Source organism: Clostridium magnum DSM 2767 (genome assembly GCF_001623875.1).
GTDB classification, from domain to species: domain Bacteria; phylum Bacillota; class Clostridia; order Clostridiales; family Clostridiaceae; genus Clostridium_AM; species Clostridium_AM magnum.
The window spans coordinates 119,026-140,619 of record NZ_LWAE01000009.1 but is presented as its reverse complement, the minus strand read 5'-3'; the positions used below and the strand labels follow the sequence as shown (position 1 = coordinate 140,619).

At 28.1% G+C, this 21,594-nt stretch carries 15 protein-coding genes and 1 pseudogene; 14 read left to right on the top strand and 2 right to left on the bottom strand.

Features of this window, described 5'->3' with window-relative positions:
• Positions 1-358: 358 nt before the first annotated feature.
• The 5 genes from CLMAG_RS25410 to CLMAG_RS25390 all read left to right on the top strand — a co-directional run bounded on the left by CLMAG_RS25410 (position 359) and on the right by CLMAG_RS25390 (position 9,186).
• Positions 359-1,789 (top strand): tyrosine-type recombinase/integrase, encoded by a 1,431-nt coding sequence (locus CLMAG_RS25410; RefSeq protein WP_066629366.1) that lies wholly within the window; start codon positions 359-361, stop codon positions 1,787-1,789.
• 23 nt (positions 1,790-1,812) lie between these two features.
• Positions 1,813-4,221: a tyrosine-type recombinase/integrase gene (locus CLMAG_RS25405; RefSeq protein WP_066629364.1), complete on the top strand. Its 2,409-nt coding sequence runs from the start codon at positions 1,813-1,815 to the stop codon at positions 4,219-4,221.
• Positions 4,221-6,287, top strand: a complete 2,067-nt coding sequence (locus CLMAG_RS25400; protein ID WP_066629361.1) for a P-loop NTPase family protein — start codon at positions 4,221-4,223, stop codon at positions 6,285-6,287. Before CLMAG_RS25405 ends, CLMAG_RS25400 begins: the two co-directional genes overlap by 1 nt.
• The gene (locus tag CLMAG_RS25395) at positions 6,275-6,823 is read left to right on the top strand and encodes a hypothetical protein (protein ID WP_066629359.1); all 549 of its coding nucleotides are present in this window, start codon (positions 6,275-6,277) and stop codon (positions 6,821-6,823) included. The genes CLMAG_RS25400 and CLMAG_RS25395 overlap by 13 nt, the downstream gene beginning before the upstream one ends.
• A gap of 176 nt (positions 6,824-6,999) precedes the next feature.
• Positions 7,000-9,186, top strand: coding sequence for a DNA topoisomerase III (locus CLMAG_RS25390; RefSeq protein WP_066629357.1), 2,187 nt, complete (start codon positions 7,000-7,002; stop codon positions 9,184-9,186).
• An 89-nt stretch (positions 9,187-9,275) separates the two neighbouring features.
• Here the strand turns inward: CLMAG_RS25390 and CLMAG_RS25385 are convergent, their stop codons facing one another.
• On the bottom strand, positions 9,276-9,497 hold the full coding sequence (locus CLMAG_RS25385; protein ID WP_066629355.1) for a helix-turn-helix domain-containing protein: 222 nt from the start codon (positions 9,495-9,497) through the stop codon (positions 9,276-9,278).
• A gap of 133 nt (positions 9,498-9,630) precedes the next feature.
• Between CLMAG_RS25385 and CLMAG_RS25380 the strand changes: the two genes are divergently transcribed.
• The 8 genes and pseudogenes from CLMAG_RS25380 to CLMAG_RS25350 form a co-directional block, all read left to right on the top strand.
• Positions 9,631-10,350 carry a topoisomerase DNA-binding C4 zinc finger domain-containing protein gene (locus tag CLMAG_RS25380; protein WP_066629354.1) on the top strand — a complete coding sequence of 240 codons (720 nt, stop codon included), beginning with the start codon at positions 9,631-9,633 and terminating at the stop codon, positions 10,348-10,350.
• Between the two features lie 324 nt (positions 10,351-10,674).
• On the top strand, positions 10,675-10,815 hold the full coding sequence (locus CLMAG_RS32680) for a hypothetical protein (RefSeq protein WP_161487031.1): 141 nt from the start codon (positions 10,675-10,677) through the stop codon (positions 10,813-10,815).
• A 270-nt stretch (positions 10,816-11,085) separates the two neighbouring features.
• Positions 11,086-11,424 (top strand): hypothetical protein, encoded by a 339-nt coding sequence (locus CLMAG_RS25375; RefSeq protein WP_066629353.1) that lies wholly within the window; start codon positions 11,086-11,088, stop codon positions 11,422-11,424.
• A gap of 224 nt (positions 11,425-11,648) precedes the next feature.
• Positions 11,649-11,891, top strand: coding sequence for a type II toxin-antitoxin system MqsA family antitoxin (locus CLMAG_RS25370; RefSeq protein ID WP_066629352.1), 243 nt, complete (start codon positions 11,649-11,651; stop codon positions 11,889-11,891).
• Positions 11,892-11,917: 26 nt separating this feature from the next.
• Positions 11,918-12,163, top strand: coding sequence for a helix-turn-helix transcriptional regulator (locus tag CLMAG_RS25365; RefSeq protein WP_083595801.1), 246 nt, complete (start codon positions 11,918-11,920; stop codon positions 12,161-12,163).
• Between the two features lie 567 nt (positions 12,164-12,730).
• Complete coding sequence (locus CLMAG_RS25360; protein WP_066629351.1) at positions 12,731-15,031, top strand: AAA family ATPase; 2,301 nt, start codon at positions 12,731-12,733, stop codon at positions 15,029-15,031.
• Complete coding sequence (locus tag CLMAG_RS25355) at positions 15,031-16,950, top strand: UvrD-helicase domain-containing protein (protein ID WP_201787674.1); 1,920 nt, start codon at positions 15,031-15,033, stop codon at positions 16,948-16,950. The genes CLMAG_RS25360 and CLMAG_RS25355 overlap by 1 nt, the downstream gene beginning before the upstream one ends.
• Before the next feature lie 673 nt (positions 16,951-17,623).
• Positions 17,624-19,486 (top strand): annotated as a pseudogene (locus CLMAG_RS25350) (DNA topoisomerase III); the annotation flags it as partial.
• Positions 19,487-19,527: 41 nt separating this feature from the next.
• Here the strand turns inward: CLMAG_RS25350 and CLMAG_RS25345 are convergent.
• Positions 19,528-19,761 carry a helix-turn-helix domain-containing protein gene (locus CLMAG_RS25345; RefSeq protein ID WP_066629349.1) on the bottom strand — a complete coding sequence of 78 codons (234 nt, stop codon included), beginning with the start codon at positions 19,759-19,761 and terminating at the stop codon, positions 19,528-19,530.
• 121 nt (positions 19,762-19,882) lie between these two features.
• On the opposite strand from CLMAG_RS25345, the gene CLMAG_RS25340 reads away from it, so the two are divergent.
• Positions 19,883-21,526, top strand: a complete 1,644-nt coding sequence (locus tag CLMAG_RS25340; protein ID WP_066629346.1) for an ATP-binding protein — start codon at positions 19,883-19,885, stop codon at positions 21,524-21,526.
• The last annotated feature ends 68 nt before the right edge of the window (positions 21,527-21,594 follow it).

Sequence of the window (21,594 nt, the reverse complement as noted above, 5' to 3'; positions counted from 1 at the left end):
TCAATACAGTATTTATTAGTTCATAAATTTTTAAGTATATACTTACTTAACAAAATGTGTAGTAGTATTAGTAGAAGCAATATTTAATTAATGAAAGTCAATATCAATTCAGTACAGGAAGAATTGTTGAAATATTTGAAATTTTATGTTAGTATCTATTTTAAACTACATGAAGTTTAATGTAGTATTATAAGACTAGTGTTTAAAAGCAAAGTTGGATTTTTGCAAATTTTTATTGTAAATCCAGCTTTTTTTGTTTTATAAAAGGTTTGATTAATTATGTAATGAGGAATAAGCCTTAGCAAAATTATAATAAAGAAAAAAATGAAGAGAATTATTAGTAATTAGAGGGACTTATATGAAGATAGTGAAGGAAGTAAAAGGGTGTTTTCGTAGTAAAAATTATGAGATTTATATAGACAAAAAATTAATACATACTGTGAGCATAACTATAATTAGCAAGAAATACAAAGAGTTTCAATATGTATTTTTACTTGATTCTGATGGTAAAGTTATAGATGATGTTTTTGAATTCTTAAATGATTATTGTAAGAATGAACAAGTAACTGCAAGAGAACAGACTGCAAGTGCATTAAAAGTATTATATTCTTTTTGTGAGGTTATTTTAAAGAAAATAAAAGAATTCAATTTAACTGATGTTAACAATCTATCTAAATTTATACTTGGTCAAAGTATAGAGGGAAATGTAGAAAGTCACATATTAACAACCAGTCGTGATATTTCAACTCACGATCAGTATTTTGATAATATTAGAAAATTTTTAAATTACATTAATATTGATAATGAAGTTTTTTTTGGAAAAATTAAGGTGACTGCAACAGATAATAGTGAAAAAAGTAAGGATGTGGAGAAATATTTAACTAATCTAGGAAAATCAAAAGCTGGATATATGCAAGTTCCTTCTTATATTTCTTTAAATGAATATCACAAAATTATTAAGCAGATTGAAAAAGGTAATAACAGATATAAACTAAGAAATATATTAATTGTAAATCTCATGTACATCTTAGGATTAAGATTGGGAGAAGTCTTAGGGATAACGTTAGAAGATATTAAAGCTCACCCCAACAATAGTGAAGCTGGGATTATTTGCTTAAGAAATAGAGTAAGTGATAGAAAAGATCAGCATGCAAAAACATGTATGAAGGTATTTTCAAGAGATGACTATGGAACTAAACGATACAAATCAGAAAAGAAGGGAGGATATCAAAGTATAACAATTCCTACTTTATTAATGAAACAGATTAAAGAATATATAAATGAATCAAGGGAGTTAATTGATGATGTGATAGATAAATTACCAAAGGAAAGAATTGATACACTAATAAATAATATTAAAGCTGATTGCGTTGAGGAGAATACAAGAGAAAATTATTATTTGTTTTTAGGTAAGAATTTTACGCCACTAACGCAAGGGGGGTGGAGTAAAGCTCTTAAACAAATATTTTTAGGCGTAGGAATAACTACTGATAAAGGTGTGAGAGAAGAAAATTTAAGTCACAGATTTAGGCATGGGTTTGCTATGTTCCTGTTAGAAGTTATTGAAAAAGATATTTTTTATATTAAAAGAAAAATGAGACACAAAAGCATACAATCTACATTAATATACCTTAAACCAACACAGGAATCAATATTACAGGATACGGAAATGATTATAAATTCAGTTTGCAAAAAATACGATATTAGTCGGGAAGAAAAGCTAAATCCGGGCGAATTATTGGATGAGTCAGAAAATATTATAAAATCAATAGAAATTCATAAAAGTTAATTAATATTATAGAAAGGGTTATCATGAAAAAAGACTTAAGTGTTGAAAGAGATTTTTATAAGAAAATTGTAAGAGTTACTAAGCTAATAGTTAACGATTGTCAGTTAAATGCTGCCTTACTTGAATTTATAGATACGGAGTTTTTAGCAAATGAATTTATGGAATTAAGATCAATTGATAGGAGAGTCGGATGGATTTTCTTAATTATAAATCTAAAAAATAAAAGTATTAATGATTTAGACTGGGGGTTAATTTGTAATTTACATAATGTCAATTTAAATGAAGAATTCTACAGAGATGTAGAGGGGTTGGGGATTGTTAAAGAAAATATAAATAGTTGTTACTATAGTATAGGTGGCAGAACTGGATGGGAAAGTTTATATGATCTTTTAAATAGATTTTATTTATATTTAGTTTATAACATTAAATATAATAATAGTAATAACATTATGCAAATAAAAGACTATCAGCACTTATTAATTGAAACAAGGAATTCTTATACTCCGAGATTAAATGGAGACAAAAAGTATAACGAAATATATAAAACTATTCTGAATAATTTCCCATTAAATTCAAAAAAAGAACACATAACTCAAGTTGAATATAAAACTATAAATGGTACAAAAAAAATTAATTTTAATACGAATACAGTTAACAAGTTTATAAAGAGCTTACTGATAGAGTTCTTATCAACTTTTACTAAAGCTGATGATATAACTAGAAAGGATTTAAGAATATTATTATATTATTTTGTTGAAAGTATGCACAAGGAAATACCACAAAAATATGAAGAATTTAATGAGAATATCTTTAAGATACAATACAGATTTTATAAAAACCTAGGAAAAGAACTAAAAGAATATCAAGTCTTATGCTCTGATAGGAGGTTAAAAGAATTACTAGTTGCTTTTTATCGCTATCTAACTAGAATGGTCAAAGAAAAATATGGATTAGATATTTTTACACTACGGTTTATACAAGTAATTAATTTAAAAAGCTTCTATAAGTTTTATGAAAATGGATTTCAATTTGTTTATCATAATAAACTTGAGGTTCCACCTATAGGATATAAATTTTGCATTTTACCTTCGATACAGACTTTGAATAATAGTAATTCTGACAATGATAAATTAATGACCGTTAATTTAGAACTTATAAATGGCCGATATAAAGAAGATGTTAAGGAATTTATTTGGTATGCTGATGGATATACAAGAAATTTGGTTGGATACTTATATAAATTAGAAGAATTTTTGGAAATGAAAGTTACTTATGATGAATTAAACAATAATGTTGTTAAAATATTTTCTAACTCACGTGAGGAATTTGAAGATGATTTCATTTTGGAATATAGAAGTCAAATTGAACTAGATTGTACTACAAATGGTCATTTAAAGGGCACATTAAAAATTATAAGAAAATTTCTCAAATATTATAAAAAAAAATATAATGTATGTAAAAGGGTCTTAGATATTTTAAATCTAAAAGGGTTGGGGAAATTTGAGGGTGGAAAACCAATTAAAGATAAAGATTGTATTTCAATTTACGAGGAATTTGAAAAATTAGAAGGGCAAATTTATAATGGAAGATTATATACCATTGTTTTCGAGATATTTCTATGTTCAAATCTAAGAATTGGAGAAATATTGAATTTAAAATATGACTGTTTAGATAGAGACACATCTACAATTAAGTATTTTTCAAAAATAGGTAAGGGTAAATTGGTTAAGAAAAAAATAAATAAACAAATTATAATATTATTAGAAGAAGCAATAGATCTGACAAAACCGCACGCTAAAGGAAATGATTTGGTATCGAAATATATTTTTACAGAACCTTATTGTGCAATACATAAAACTAATAAAAGAATAGACTTTTACGATTATTTTAAATCCATTGTAGAAAACATAAAAGAAAAGTTGGAGATTAAGGATTATACACCATATAATATTCGACATACATTTATAAACAATGTATTTAACGAAGGTATAAAAAATGGATTGTCACTTTTAAAGATGGCTGCTATTACTGGAAATAGTTATAAAACATGTAGGATTCATTACTTAGATCGGAATGCTGTTGAATTATATGTAGAAACTTTAGCAAAAGTAACAATTACTGATGTAGATATTTTAGGAAATATACTGATACATGATGAAAATAAATATAGTAAAGTGGTAAAGGGAGAGCTAGGCAAATGTAATAAAGAACATTGCGTTTTTGATATGGCTGAATGTTTTTTGTGCAACCATTTTTTTACTTTTATAAATAGAATTCCTGCCTTTGAGAAAAGGATATTAAGCATAAATACTGAAATTGAAAATTCTTCAAATCAGATTCAAATAGAAGAATTAATTACAGAAAAAAAATTAGTAGCTAAATATCTATCTGAAATGATTAAGTTATCTCAGGAGAAAGGAAGAAATAATTAATGAAAAATGCTATATTTATAAAATATTTGGATCAAAGTGCTAGAAGAGAATTTAATAAATTAAAAAAAATAAAAAAAGAAGAGAGAGAACTGTATAATTTTAAAATTTCCACAAGTATTTGGTTTAAGGACATGATTTGGAATTTTAATTATGCAAATGAAAAAAATCGAATAGCATACAAATATAGGTTTGATTATAACAAAATACCTGCTCCATATCAATTTTACGTAAAAGCTACTATTTTAAATAAGTTACTTTCTTCAGAAAATAGAATAACAGGTGCTTATGACATTTATGCACATCTAAAAACTATAACAAGAGCGTTATATTTTAACAATATTACTGATATAAGATTAGTAAGTTTAAATGAAGTAAAGAATTATATAAATAGCAAATTCGTGAAATGTGGAGATTCACATATAGCAGTGTTAGTAGTAGACTTTAAAAAATTTATTGAAGCAATAGATGAATTTGAAGAATACAATTACGAGGATATTCTTGGATTTTTAAATAATACTATAAATAAATGTTGGAAAAGTAGACCGCAAAAAGCTGAAAATGATTATATTCCATTTATATTTTTAAATCAAATTGTTTCGCTTGCAATAAGGGATATTGATAATGAAAATTTAAAAATGGATGATAGAATTGTTGCAAGCTTAATAGTTTTAATGGCTGAAACTGGAATGAGAGCAGAAGAGGTCACACTAGTGGAAACAAATAAATTAGATTCTGTTGAGGTGAATGGTAAAGAAATATGCTATTTAAAATTCTTAACCTTTAAAACTCAACAAAACGAATATGAAGGACGAGAAACATATACATGGCTAACTGAAAAGGCATTAAAGGCTTATAGAATGTGTGAAAGTTTCGTAAACACAATTGTTGATAATTTAAGTGAAGAATCAAGGCTGAGAATACTTATATCACTACATAATAAGGAAAAATTAAAACAGAGATTTAGAATTAAACAACTTAGAGAAATGGCATCTAAAATTGATGATAATGAGGTTAAGCAACTTGAAAAAGAGATGAGGAGGTATCTTTTCATTAGTGATAAATATGGAACTCAGAAGAGAGGTTCTGAATTGTTTAGAGAAAATATAGAAAAATTCTTTGTAAGGCATGAAGGAGATTTTGATATTGAAAATATCAAGCCACATGAATTGGGGTATATTAAACAATTTAATATTTCAAGTAAAGCAAAGTATGAAAAGTTTTTTTCAGTTGAACAGAGGAAAAAAGTTCAGTATGAAGAGGTAAAAGATAAGAAATATTTATATGTAAATCCTCATATGTTCAGAGTAACTGTATGTACAAAGTTATTTTTACAAGGTGTCCATATAGATTTTATCATTAAACATATGAATCACCTAGAGGAGGATATGTCATTATATTATTATAAAAGCGAAAAATTTGTAGATGAGCTAGAGGAAGGCGCAGAAATATTATCAGGGATGTTAAATAAAGAAGGAGTAATAATAACTAACCCAGATTTAACAAATGATAGCTTTATAAAAACAGTAGTGTCCGATAAAAATATAAGAGAAAAAATTGAAAAAATCAACAGTTTTCTAGAGAAAAGTGAAAAAAATAATCATTTAAATATAAAAGATAATTTCAAAAATACTATAAGAAAATTAGAGAAAACTGACACACCAATTGTTGAAAATGAGTTTGGTGTATGTGTTAAGAGTGTTATTTTTGGCATTTGCGAAAAAAGAAAGTATTTTAGTACTCTTTCAGATAACTACTTTATAGGAATACAATTACCAACCTATAGGTATATTCATTATTCCTATGAGAGATTTAGACAAAAGGTAGAGGGGATAGAGCATAATAGAAAAATTGCAGAAAAGGACGATAGATATTCAGTAGAATATGAGAGAGAAAAAAAAGTCTTGGCAGCATTTATAAAGAAAACATTAAATACTGAAATTAATTTGTTAGATAAAGATATTCAAGATTATGGGATAGAAATGGTAATTGAAAAACATCCAGATTTAAAATCAATTATAGAGAATCTTGAAAAAATAAGAAAGGAAATACAACTATGGATGCTATAGAAATGAATAGTTTAAGAAAAAATATCGATCTAAAATTGAAAAACTATGGGTTATCTTTATTTGATGAATTAGATAATAAGTCACAAGAACGTTTGATTCAGATTGAGGAGTTTATTATTAAAAATCGCGAGGAAGTTGAAAACTATATATTACAAGCTAAGAAGTTAAAATTGAGTATTAGCAGTGTTGCAGATTCACAAGACACTAAGTTTACAAGAAAAACAGTATACAACGACGCCATATTAAAGAAGTTTTTAGAGAAATCTATAGAAGATGAGCCTGATTATTTCAATGAAATGAAACTTAAAAAACTTACTGAAAAATTAGGTGCTTTAAAAGAACAATATGATAAAGTAATTAATAATATCTTAGATGTAAAGATATTGGATTTAACTATAAAGGAATATAAAAAGGAAATAAATAGATTATGTGATATAAATCAAGGATTAAATTCGGTATTATCAGAAAAAGAAAGAACTATTCAATATTTAAAAAGTAATAATAAGCATGTATTAGATAATATAAATTTTAGATGATAGTAATTTATTATATAAATAATTGATTATTTTTTCATAAACTTGTCAAGATGCTTATATGAAATATATAATAGATAGAGAAACCAATTAATAAGTATTTAAAATAAGGATAGAGATTAAATTTATCTATCCTTATTTTTATGCTAGTATAACTTATGGAAGGAAGTTAAATAAGTATGGGAAAAATATTAGTTTTAGCAGAAAAGCCGTCTGTAGCTAGGGAAATTGCAAGAGTTTTAAAATGTAGTAAAAAAGGTAATGGATATATAGAAGGAGATAAGTATATTGTAACGTGGGCACTTGGCCATTTAGTTACTTTAGCTGATCCAGAAGTTTATGATGATAAATATAAAAGTTGGAAGTTAGAAGATTTACCAATGCTACCTAAGCACTTAAAACTTGTAGTTATTAAGCAAAGTGGTAAACAATTTAATGCAGTTAAAGAACAATTAAATAGGAAAGATGTAATAGAAATAGTGATTGCCACTGACGCCGGGCGCGAGGGGGAACTAGTGGCAAGATGGATATTAGATAAAGTAAGAGTAAATAAGCCTATAAAAAGACTTTGGATTTCTTCACAAACAGATAAAGCTATCAGTGAAGGATTCAGAAATCTAAAGCCTTCAGCACAATATGATAATTTATACAAAGCAGCACAATGTAGAGCAGAAGCGGATTGGGTTGTAGGACTAAATGTTACAAGAGCTCTTACCTGTAAACATAATGCACAGCTTACAGCAGGACGTGTACAATCAGCAACCTTGGCTATGATAGTTAATCGTGAAGAGGAAATAAAAAACTTTAAGCCAAAGGATTATTTTGTAATTAGTGCAAAGGCAAAAGGTTTTACACTTCAATGGAGAGATAAAAATAATAATAGTAATATTTTTGATGAAGATAAGGCAAACAAAATCTTAGCAGCTACTAAAGGAAAAGAAGGCAATGTAGTGGATGTCACAGAAAGTTACAAGAAGCAGCATGCTCCTGCACTTTACGATTTAACTGAGCTGCAGAGAGATGCCAATAGAATCTTTGGATATTCAGCGAAACAGACATTATCCATAATGCAAAGATTATATGAAAACTATAAAATATTAACTTATCCGAGAACAGATTCAAGATATATTTCTACAGATATAGTGGCTACTTTACCAGAGCGTTTGAAAGCAATTTCTATAGGAAACTATAGGGCCTGTGCAAGTGAAATATTAAAAGGTAAGATAAATGGTCATAAAGGTTTTGTAGACAACAGTAAGGTAAGTGACCACCATGCAATTATTCCAACAGAAGAAACAGTTAAGCTATCCCTTTTAAGTAATGAAGAAAAAAATGTTTACGACTTAGTAGTCAAAAGGTTCTTATCTGTTATGCTTCCTCCTTTTGAATATCTACAAACTACTATAACTGCAGATATTAATGGAGAAACCTTCGTAGCAAAGGGTAATGTTATAAAAGCAAAGGGCTGGAAAAAGGTGTACGACAGAGCTAGCGATTTAACTGAGGATGAGGACGAAAAGGAAAGTCAGGAATTACCTGTGATAAAAAAAGGTGATAAATTAAATATTACAGCAGTTGAAAGTAAAAAACTAAAAACTAAGCCGCCAGCAAGATTTAACGAAGGAACTTTGTTATCTGCTATGGAAAAACCACAGAAATATATTAGTATAGATAAAATACATGCTAAAACACTTGGAGAAACTGGAGGAATAGGAACAGTTGCTACAAGGGCAGATATAATAGAAAAGCTGTTCAACATGTTCTATCTAGAGAAAAACGGAAAAGAAATCATTCCAACTTCAAAAGGAAAACAACTTATAGAACTAGTACCTGACGAGCTTAAATCTCCATTGTTAACAGCAGAATGGGAATTGGAACTGGAGCTTATAAGTAAAGGAAAAAAAGACCCTAGAGCATTCACAGATAGAATGAGGAAATATGCAGCAGAGCTAGTTGATGATGTTAAGGGAAGTAGTGATAAATTCAAACATGATAATTTAAGTGGTACAAAATGCCCCGAGTGCGGCAAATACATGCTTGAAGTTAAAGGTAAACAGGGCAGAATGCTTGTATGCCAGGATAGGGAATGTGGCCATAGAGAAAATTTAGCAAGATTAACTAATGCAAGATGTCCTAATTGTCATAAGAAGCTTGAGATTAGAGGGCATGGAGAAGGACAAATATATGTTTGTACAACTTGTACCTTTAGAGAAAAAGCAGCCTCTTTTAATAAGAGATTTGATAATAAGGAAGGTAAGAATAGTAAGAGAGATGTAGCAAATTACATGAAAAAAATGAAAAAAGAAAGTGAAGCGCCAATGAATTCTGCCTTGGCAGATGCTTTGGCTAAATTGAATTTGAAATAGCAACTAAAATAGATAGTCAGTAATGAGTTTAATTTACTTATTACTGACTTGTTTTATATTAAAAATAAATATAAAAGTACAAATGAAATTTATTTTTTAAATAAATCATCAATAGAAACTTTAAGGGCTGTAGAAATGGCTTTAATTTCATAATCTACTATTTCTCTAGAACTATTTTCAATTTTAGAAATCATAGGCCTATCAATATCAACACCTAAAACATTAAGTCTAGCTGTAAGATCTTCCTGTGTTATACCAGCTTTAACTCTAAGTTCTTTTATTTTCTTTCCAATAATATTTCTATTGCGCATATAATCCACCCTTATTTTACTAGATTAGTATGAATAAATTTTAATAGAAAGAAAACAATAAAATGTGTGGTAAATACACAATTGTCAAATATGTAAATTTATTTACATAAAATTTTAATAGGAGATAGTAAAAATGGTTGTAAATAATACGGAAGAAAATAAGGTGTGCCCTAATTGTAAAAATACCATGGTGTTAAAAGAAGGAAAATACGGTTTGTTTTGGGGGTGCTCTAAATATCCTAAGTGTAAGGGAAGTATAGATGCTACTCAAACTAGAACTAAAACTAAACAGTTGGAGTTAATAAATATAGATTATTTCAAATTACTTGAAAGAGGAGATATAGAAAAGATTATTTACGAATGCGGAAGCAGTAATGAAAATGCTAATGATTTAATACAAGAATATATAGGTAGTTATAAAGAGTTTGTGGGAAATAATAATCTTTGCTATAAAGTTTTAGAATATTTACATAAGAAACATAGATATATAGATATTTCAAAGTTTACTTATGTAATTTATTTAGTCAGAGGAGAAGTACCTGAAAACTTTAGATATTGGATAAATAGCTTAGATTATAGTAATAATTATTATGAAAAAAACATACAAAGTGCAATTGTAAAAAATTGGAATGATAGTTTGTTTAATGTATTAAATTTGAAATATATTGATCAAGAAGTTTTTATAGGTAGCATTGAGGATGGAGGAGGAAAGGTTGATATTTTGGCATCAGATACTAGTGATAATATGGATGTGTTGATTGAAATTAAAGGACCTAAAAATAAGGCTAGAAATGCTTGGGGACAATTGAGCGCTTATATTAAAATATATGAAAATTTCATAATAAGTATGTAAAACCAATGATAATATCTAAAGGATACTCTTCAGGTATATATGATGATGCATTTCTACTAGTCGGATATACTATAGAAGGTAATAAAATAGCATTTATACCATGGAAGACTTAAATACCATTATATGAGATTAGAAACATAATAATAATTATACTATAATAATTGTTTTAAACTTTTCAATATAAGTTTGAGGTGTCTTAAAATATACACTTAAAATGGGTTTTAATTTAGTAAAACTTGAATAGTTCTCTAATTGATTTAAGGATTATATTAATTTTAAAAAGCACTGGGAGAGATATGAGAAATAGAGAGCTAACTGATAAAATTGAAAAAATTAGAAGATGAACTAAATAATTCTATAGGAATAAATAGACAAACTGTAGCAGTGATTATAGATAAGTCTCAAGAGGTTAATCAATATCTGAATATGTATAAAAAATCAAAACTAAGATTCCCAGAAAATTAATATAAAGAATAAACATGTTTTAAAATAGATGTAAAAATGATATTAAAATAGAAGTTGAAAATGAAGCTAATATATAGAATGCATCGTATATTAGCTTTAATTATTGAGGGACTAAATAAATTAAATATCTAAGTATTAAATAAAAATGAATAATTAGGTGAGAGTGAAAGGAAGTAAACCCATAGGTTGACAAAATGCAAAAAATTATATAAAATTATAATGTAGAGTTGTCTCTACGTCAGTAATATATTAAGAAAGGATGATCTAAATATGGTTTCGTCTCAAGACATTACAAACTGTATAAGAGAAGGCACTAAAAAGACACTATGGACCCAACATGCTTTAGACAAATGTGATATTTATGGATTTGATGAAGAAAACATACTTGACGAATTTATAAGAATCGGAGAGTGTATCCAATTTCATTATTGGGAAGGATATGGAGAAAAGATATGCATATTTGTAGACAGTGAAACAAATGGTAGATATCATGTAATAATAATTCATGAGGAATCAAATGATAATATTATAATTAAGACAGTCTATAAACCAGATCGAAGATTTAAAGAAGATGGAAGAACGGTTTCAGATCCAAATAGAATATTATAAATTAATAGTAATAATAAATTAAAAAGTAATTGATGGAAATTAATAAAAATAAGTATATATGATTTATGATAAATATATCTAAAAGTGATTAAATTAAATTATATTAGATTAAAATATGATAATAACAAATGTAGAGGAAGATCACCAACTTCTTCTACATTGATAAAAAATACAAAATAAAATTTTAAATATTATATCGATATTTTAAGGAGGTTGCAAATCTTATGAATTGCACATTTTGTGACACCAACAAAATTAAGGAAACAACAACTAATTACGAACGAAATATTAAGGGCGTTAAATACATTATAAGAAATGTTCCAGCTCTATTTTGTGAAACCTGTGGTGACTATTATTTTGATGATAAAATAGTAAAGTTTATTAAAAATGAATTTATCAAAAAAGAAAATAATCAAGAAGATAAATTTGTAAGAATTACTAATTATGAAGATTTAAAGAATATGTAAAGGGCTTAGTATTGATAGAGAATAATTTGAAAAAATACAGAAAAAGGTTAAGTATAACTCAACAAATGATCGCTAATGAACTAGGTGTCACTAAACAGTATATAAGTAAAATAGAGCGAGGGGAAGATACACCCAACATTGATTTATGTTATAGAATAAAAAAATATTTTGAGAATAGTGCATTTGAAAAGTCTAATGGAACTCAGTGTATAAATTTAAAAATTGAAGATTTGTTTTATGAAACAAATGATGTTGATATCATGAATATATAAATATTAAATTAGAGCTAATATGAAAGAGGCGATAAATCTCTATTCATATTAGCTCTTTTACTATATTGAATAATAATAGTATTGTTTTATAGATTTGAATAGTAACAATCAAGTGTTTTAGCAAAATTAGTATGAGGATAGTTAGCATCGATAGAAGCTATATATCAAACGATATGAGAAAAGAGTTATTTATTAGCAAGCTTATGGCAAGATGACTTATAGAACTTGTTTTTATAATAATGTAATTATGAAATTGTAATTTTATGAAGGAATTACAAAGTTTGTGTTGAATTACTTTACATGGAGGCAAAGTTTAAGATAGTCAGTTAGTTGTAAAATAACTATTTTGCATTTTTGGAATGATACGGATAATCTTAGTCTTAGATAGCTAATTGGTCGTAGTATAGTGGTATATATTCATAAATTTCAAATTTAATAAGTTAAATGTAAGCATTAAAACGTAAACAAGTTAGATCTATTTAAAAATAATTAAGATTGTTTTATATCAATTTATTAAAAATATTACAAAAGAACATGATCTTATTGGTGAGGAGATGTGTGAAACATATGATAATTAAATTATTGGAAATACAAAATTTTAGAAAGTTACAATCATGTAGAATTGAACTAGATAAAGAAAAAACAGTATTTATAGGTGCAAACAATAGTGGAAAAACATCAGCTATGGATGCTTTGGTGAAATTTTTAATTAATAGAAATAAATTCTCAATTAATGATTTTACATTATCAAATTGGAATGTTTTAAATACAATAGGGGAGAAATGGGTAAATGACAATCGACTAGAAGAATTAACTATCGATAAATTTCGAGGGATACTTCCTGCTTTGGATATTTGGATAAGTGTATCTAATGATGAAATACACTATGTAACTCATTTAATTCCAACATTAGATTGGACAGGTGGATTAATTGGTGTACGTTTATTATTAGAGGCAAAAAATATTGAAATTTTATATAAGGAATACCTTTTAGCTTATAAAGCAGCAAAAGATACAGTGCCCACCTGTGAAGATGGCGATGTAAAAGAAAAACAACTTAATCTATGGCCTTCAAATTTGTGTGAATACATTTCGAAGAAGATAGAAAGTCAGTTTGTTGTAAATGCTTACATTCTTGATCCGTTAAAATTAATTAATGCAGATGGAGCAGAAGATGTTACTCCACAAAAATTATCCGAAAATGCGGAACCATATGAAGGTAATCCTTTAAAAGGTCTAATTAGAATTGACAACATAAACGCACAAAGAGGTTTTTCAGATCCAGAGGTTAATATTGAAGATGTAGAAAATGAAAACTCAATTGAAAGGGCTAGTAGAGGAAAGTTATCTATACAATTAAGAAAATATTATAACAAACATTTAGATCCAATGAAGTTGCCAGATCCAGAAGATATAGAAGCATTATATGCTATAAAAAATGCCCAAGATGCATTTGACCAAAAATTAAAGCAAGGGTTTAAGGATGCATTAGAAGAATTAGAGAGTTTGGGGTATCCTGGAGTTGCCAATCCCAAAATTTCAATTTCTACTAAAATAAATCCATTGGATGGATTAAAACATAATTCTGCAGTTCAATATGCTGTTTTAGATGATGAAAGAAGTCCTAAATTACCAGAACAATATAACGGACTTGGCTATCAAAACTTAATATCTATGGTATTTAAGTTAATGAGTTTCCGTGATGAGTGGATGCAAGTAGGCAAAGAGGCAAAAAGAAATAATATGGATTTAAATGATTATTTTATTCCACCACTTCATCTAGTTTTTGTAGAAGAACCAGAAGCACATCTTCATGCACAAGTACAGCAAGTTTTTATTCGTAAAGCTTATGATGTTTTACGAAATCACAAATCTCTGAAAGAACAAAAAAATTTTTGTACACAATTAATTGTTAGTACTCATTCAAGTCATATAGCACATGAGGTTTCTTTCGCTAATTTGAGATATTTTAGAAGAATACCTTCGCAAAGTACCGAAAAGACACCAATGACTGTTGTAATAAATTTATCTGATGTTTTTGGAGAAGGTACTAATACAGATAAATTCGTAGAACGATATTTAAAAACTACACATTGTGATTTGTTTTTTGCTGATGCTGCTATTTTAATTGAAGGTTCTGCTGAAAGAATTATGGTTCCTCATTTTATTAAATATCATTATCCTAAGCTTTATCAAAGTTATATAACTTTATTGGAAATTGGAGGAAGCCATGCGCATAGGCTACGCCCATTGGTAGAGAAATTAGGTATGACTTGCCTTATTATCACGGATTTAGATGCAGGAAAAGCGGATGGTCATCATAAATCGGCAATTCCTGAGCGAAATAAAGGATTAGTAACTAATAATTCAACATTAAAAACTTGGATACCAGAAAAGATGAAAATAGATGAATTGTTAGATTTATCATCTCAAAATAAAGTTAAAAAGTATGATAACTTTTTTTCGATAAGAGTTGCATATCAAGCTCCTATAATGCTGAAATTAGAGTCTAAGGAAGAAGAGTTTATATTTAATACATTTGAAGATGCTTTGGTGTGTAACAATATTCAACTATTCAAAAATATTAGTGAAACTAGTGGGTGGATAGAAGAATTCAAAAATGCAATTAATTCAAATACTTCAGTGGATGAACTTAAAAAAGCTTTTTTTGATATAATTAGGGGAAGTAGCTCAAAAAAAGCAGCATTTGCACTAGATCTTCTGCATGCAACAGACCCCGAAAAATATAATCCGCCTTCATATATAGAGGAGGGGTTAGACTGGTTGGAAACCGAAATATGTATAAGGCAAAAGGAATTTGATATTGATATGGGAAAACTTGAATCAACTATGATGGAGGAAGTATAATGCAACACATAGAAATAGTGACAGATAATAATCGAGATAATCATGTAGATGATGAAATTCTCGAATATTTAAATCCAAAGAAACCAAAGAGTTTTTTCCTTTTTGCAGGTGCAGGTTCTGGAAAAACCAGAAGTTTAGTCAATGTTTTAAATCAATTTAGTTTGTGCTACGGATACGAATTAAGAAGTCATAGACAGCAGATAGCAATAATCACATATACTAATGCTGCTTGTGATGAGATAAGGAGAAGACTTAATTATAATGCACTTTATTCAATTACTACAATTCATAGTTTTATATGGGAGTTGATTAAGCCTTTTCAAAACGACATAAGAGAATGGATTAAAAGTGAATTAATCAAGGATATTTCTGAATTGAAAACTCAGTTACAAAATGGAAGAAGTGGTACGAAAGCAGCAAGAGACCGTGAAAAAAAGCTTGAGAGCAAAACTAAACGATTAAACAATTTGGATAAAATAAGAAAGTTTAGTTATAATCCAAATGGAGATAATAAAAGCAAGGATTCGTTGAATCATAGTGAAGTAATAGGCATAGGAGCATACTTTATTTCTGAAAAACCTTTGATGCAAATGATTTTAATGAAAAAATATCCATTTGTTTTAATTGATGAAAGCCAAGATACAAATAAAGAATTAATTGAAGCTTTTTTTAAGATGCAAAACAATCGTTGCGATAAATTTGCACTTGGTTTATTTGGGGATACAATGCAACGTATATACTTTGACGGAAAAACTGACTTGGGAACAAATATTCCTGAGAACTGGGGAAAGCCGGAAAAAGTAATGAATCATCGTTGTTGCAAAAGAGTTGTTAAATTAATTAATAAAATTAGAGAAACGGTTGATGGTAAGGAACAAGTGTCTAGATCAGATAAAACAGATGGATTTGTTAGAATCTTTATAGCAAGCTGTAATGAAGATAAAGAAAAAATTGAAAAAGAAATAGCAGAAAAAATGTCTATTATCTGTAGTGATGAGAAGTGGGCTGGAGATAAGTATGATTATAAAATGTTAACATTAGAACATCAAATGGCTGCTAGAAGATTAGGTTTTTCAAACCTATTTGAGACTTTATATGCTGTTGATTCTTTAAAAACAGGTATATTAGATGGTTCTTTGCCAGGAATGCAATTTTTTACTAGAATCATAGTACCTTTATTTAGGGCAAATAAAATAAATGATAAGTTTAGCATTGCAAAAATAATACGCCAATATTCACCTCTTTTACAAACAAAGAAGATGAAGGATGAAAAAGAAAATCAATTATTGTTAATCCAAAAAGCACAAGAAGGGGTAGATAAATTATTATCTCTTTGGAAAAACGACCAAGGCACTAATGGTATAGAAATATTAAAATGTATAATGCAAAGTGAATTGTTTATAATCCCTGATAATCTATACTCGATAGTTAGTAGAAATATTGAAAAAAACGAAGATACTAAAGAATCAAGTCAGAATGAAGTAACTGATGCTTGGGAAAAAGCACTTTTGATTTCTTTTAACGAAATTGTGAAGTATGATGAATATATTAGTAATAAAACTAGTTTTGCAACTCATCAAGGTGTTAAGGGACTAGAATTTTCAAGAGTTATGGTTGTTATTGACGATAATGAATCAAAAGGCTTTATGTTTAGTTATGATAAATTATTTGGTGTTAAGCAAAAAACAGATACAGATTTAAAGAATGAACGAGAGGGAAAAGATACAAGCATAACAAGAACACAAAGGTTGTTTTATGTAACATGTAGCCGTGCAGAAGAAAGTTTAGCTATTGTTGTTTATTCCCAAACTCCTGATTTGGTTAAAGAAACGGTGTTAGATGCGAAGTGGTTTGAAGAAAAAGAAATATTCATTCGTACAGACGGCATTTGGATAAATGCCGCAAATGTTAACCATTAAAATATTGTCATTTTGTTATAGTAAAGTATAACTGGAAGTAGCAATAAATTTTTGATGATATAAAAAAGAATTACTCTAAATTAAATTTGAAGTATATGATAAAATTATGGTAAGTAAATATCACTTATTAAAACTTCTGAAGGATAACAAATTTAGTATCAAGTTTATTCTATATAATCAAAATGGAAGTAGAATTAAAAACTCTTATACACTGAAGATAAAACAATAATTAAACATTATAAGCCTAGTATTTCAATAGTTTTGATGAAGTTTAGCAATTGATGATACTGTTTAGTTAAGGTTTTAGAGTTCGCACAAGAAGTAAATGTTTCAAGTAAGAGACATTTATTCTTTTTTGTTTTCGATGTTGATAACAACTTAACTGTTCTAATCCGTAGAAGATATTGGAAAACAGTAAGATTGTCTATAGAGAGGGATGATTTTAATTTTATTAAATTTATGTTAGCAAATGAATTGTATATTACCACAAACTTTATAACATAGTGTGTAAAATTTCAAGCTATTATTGTAATATCTATAAAAACAATAATCAGAAAGATGTTAATTATGGAATTCTAGGTGTGTAAAAATAAAAAAGCGTTTTTTATGATTACGAAGGCTTATATTTCAATGGTTCAATATACTTTACACAATAATCTAAGTAAGCATATGTGAAGGTGAATTGGTTGCAAGATGGATATTTGATAAAGTAAGAGTAAATAAGCCAATAAAAAGACTTTGGATTTCGTCACAAACAGATAAGGCTATTCTAGAAGGTTTCAGAAATCTAAAACCTTCATCACAATACGATAATTTATATAAGGCTGCACAATGTAGAGCAGAGGCCGATTAGGTTGTGGGTCTAAATATTACAAGAGCACTTACTTGTAAGCATAATGCACAACTTACAGCTGGACGCGTACAGTCTGCGACCTTGTCAATGATAGTTAATCGTGAAGAAGAAATAAAGAATTTTAAGCCTAAAGATTATTTTATAATAAATGCAAAGGCAAAAGGATTTACTCTTCAGTGGAGAGATAAAAATAATAATAGTAATATTTTTGATGAAGATAAGGTAAATAAAGTTCTATCGGCTACTAAGGGAAAAGAAGGGAATGTGGTTGAAGTTACGGAAAGCTATAAAAAGCAGCATGCACCAGCCCTTTATGACTTAACTGAACTACAGAGAGATGCTAATAGGATCTTTGGATATTCAGCTAAACAAACCTTATCTATAATGCAGAGACTATATGAAAATTACAAAATATTAACTTATCCTAGAACGGACTCAAGATATATTTCTACAGATATAGTAGCTACTCTGCCAGAGCGTTTAAAAGCGGTTTCTATAGGTAGTTATAGATCAGCTGCAAGCGAAATATTAAAAGGCAAGATAAATAGCCATAAAGGTTTTGTAGATAACAGCAAAGTAAGTGATCATCATGCTATAATTCCTACAGAGGAAACAGTGAAGTTATCACTTTTAAGTAATGAAGAGAAAAATGTTTATGACTTAGTAGTAAAAAGATTTTTAGCTGTTATGCTACCACCTTTTGAATACTTGCAAACTACTATATTTGCAGATATTAATGGAGAAAGCTTCATTGCAAAAGGTAATGTTATTAAATCAAAGGGATGGAAAATGGTATATGACAGAGCTAGTGATTTAACTGAAGATGAGGACGAAAAAGAAAGCCAAGAATTACCGGTGATAAAAAAAGGTGACAAACTAAATATAGCATCAGTAGAAAGCAAAAAGCTAAAAACTAAGCCACCAGCAAGATTTAACGAAGGTACTTTATTATCTGCTATGGAAAAACCACAAAAGTATATAAATATAGATAAAGCACATGCTAAAACCCTTGGAGAAACTGGAGGAATAGGAACAGTAGCTACCAGAGCTGATATTATAGAAAAGATATTTAACATGTTTTATGTGGAAAAAAATGGAAAAGAGATTATTCCAACTTCAAAAGGGAAACAACTTATAGAATTAGTACCTGATGAACTTAAATCTCCATTGTTAACAGCAGAATGGGAAATGGAATTAGATCTTATTAGTAAAGGAAAAAGAGATCCTAGAGTATTTATAGATAGAATGAGGAACTATGCGGCGGAGCTTGTTCAGGATGTTAAGGGAAGTAGTGATAAGTTTAAACATGATAACCTTACTGGTAAAAAGTGTCCTGATTGTGGAAAATATATGCTTGAAGTTAAGGGTAAACAGGGTAGAATGCTTGTATGTCAGGATAGAGCCTGTGGACACAGAGAAAATTTAGCTAGGTTAACTAATGCAAGATGCCCACAGTGTCATAAGAAACTTGAGCTTAGAGGACAAGGCGAAGGACAAATTTATGTTTGTACAACTTGTACCTTCAGAGAAAAAGCAGCATCTTTTAATAAGAGATTTGATAATAAAGAAGGTAAGAACAGCAAGAAAGATGTGGCAAACTATATGAAAAAGATTAAGCAAGAGAGTGAAGCACCAATGAATTCTGCATTGGCGGATGCTTTGGCTAAGTTGAATTTAAAATAATAAGAAATAACCCAAGGTATATCAAAGTCATACACCTTGGGTTATTTTGATTGAGATTCATGAAATAACTCTTCTATAGTTACCCCTAACGCATTAGCAATTGCTTTAATTTCAAAATCTGAAATCTCTCTAGATTGAGTTTCGATCTTTGATATCATAGTTCTATCAATGTCAATTCCTTGAACATTTAATCTTGCAGTTAATTGTTCCTGAGTTATTCCCTTAAGTTTTCGTATTAAGTTAATTTTCTTTCCGATGATATTTCTATTATCCAAATTAATCAGCCTCGATTTTTAAATATTATGTATTGATTTTATAGGAAAGAAAATACTATAATGTGCGATTATCGCACAATGCAGTATTTTTTTGAAAAATATTTGAAAGTGAGTGTAGCATATGGAAAGATATAAGCCTTTAGTAAAAGATGTTTCTATCTATAAGGAAATTGCACAGAACATTGTAAATCCACTAGAAATATTAAGGGAGGCTATTAGTAATTGTCATGATGCCGAAGCAAAAAATATATCAATACTTGTGTATAGAAATAAAAGTAGTAATTTTACAATAGAAATACAGGATGATGGAAAAGGCATGAAAATAGATGATATACATAGATTTTTTAATCTTGGGGACTCAAATAAAACCACTGTAGGAATAGGTGAAAAGGGCTTAGGTACTAAAATTTATTTTAAAAGTAAAAAGATAACGTTATGTACACAAACAAAAGATAACGAAGCATATAAAGTAGTAATGAAAAGTCCTTGGGAATCTTTATGTGATAGTGTATTGCCAGAATATATTGTCGAGAGAAATGAAGTTAAGTTAGGTAATGTTGGAACATCAATTATGATTGAAGATTATGTTATAGATAACCCCGAAAAATATTTCAATTTTGAAACTATAAAAGATTATATACTTTGGTTTACAGCAGCAGGGAGTTTTAAAACTTATTTTGCAAATTATACAGAATTACATAAGTATATTAATAATATGCAGATAGCACCAAGGATTTTTATAGAAGATAGAATATTAGATTTAAAAGAAGAAATTGCAGGAGTGCATCAATTTTCTCAACCACAAGAAAATCCAAAAGAAGATTGTGGAGAAACTATTTATAAAAGGTCTATTAATTATTGTAGGCATTTTGGACCATACCACAGAGCAACTAATATAGATGGGTCGTATGTATCTTTTCAGATTTATGGAACGATATCAGGAGTAAATTGCAGAAAAAATATAGCGAAATTAAGACAAGGAGAAACGTTGAAATCTAGGTTTGGAATATATTTATCTAAAGATTTTATTCCTTTTACTAAGAAAGTAAATTTAATTACAGATCCTAATTTTCATCATTATCATTTATTGATTAACTCTCAAGCATTTGAATTAACTGCCGATAGGAATAATATATCTAATGCTGATGATGCAAAGGTTAAATGGGTATTTGATGAAGCTAAGAAAATAATAAATGAAAATATAATCCCTTTAGCTAGTGATGGATATTTTAGGATAAGAAGGTCTGAGGAAACAGAATACATAATAAAAGAAAAGCATAGAAAAATTCTAGAAAGGCTAGAGTCTTTTAATACTATAGATAACTTGGGTATAAGTGAACTTCCTATCATAAAAAAACCTGATAATGAATCTCAAGTGACATTATTATTTGCAACTATAATGTCTAATGAAAAGACTAAACATTTAATAAAATACATAAGTAAAATAGGGCACTATTCTCATCAAGCTACTACAGATATGATTTGCTTAGATTATGATAATAATAAAATTTTAGTAGAGGTAGAGTATAAATTAAGTAATATATTTAAGCATGATCATCCATATAAGACATTTGATTATGTAGTATGTTGGTCTGTTGATTTGGAGATAAACGAAAAGAAAAAAATAAGTGATGGAAATGTCTTGTGTTTAACAAAAGAAAATGATGAATGGTTATTGAAGTACGGAACACAAAAAATAATTCCAATAATAGAATTAGGAAAAATAATTAATAATTTAAAAAGTGTCAATAAAGAAATTATTTGAAAAATGTTTTATTGTTAACGTAGAGTGTAGTTTTTTTATTCAATGTTATCAATAAATAAATTTATACA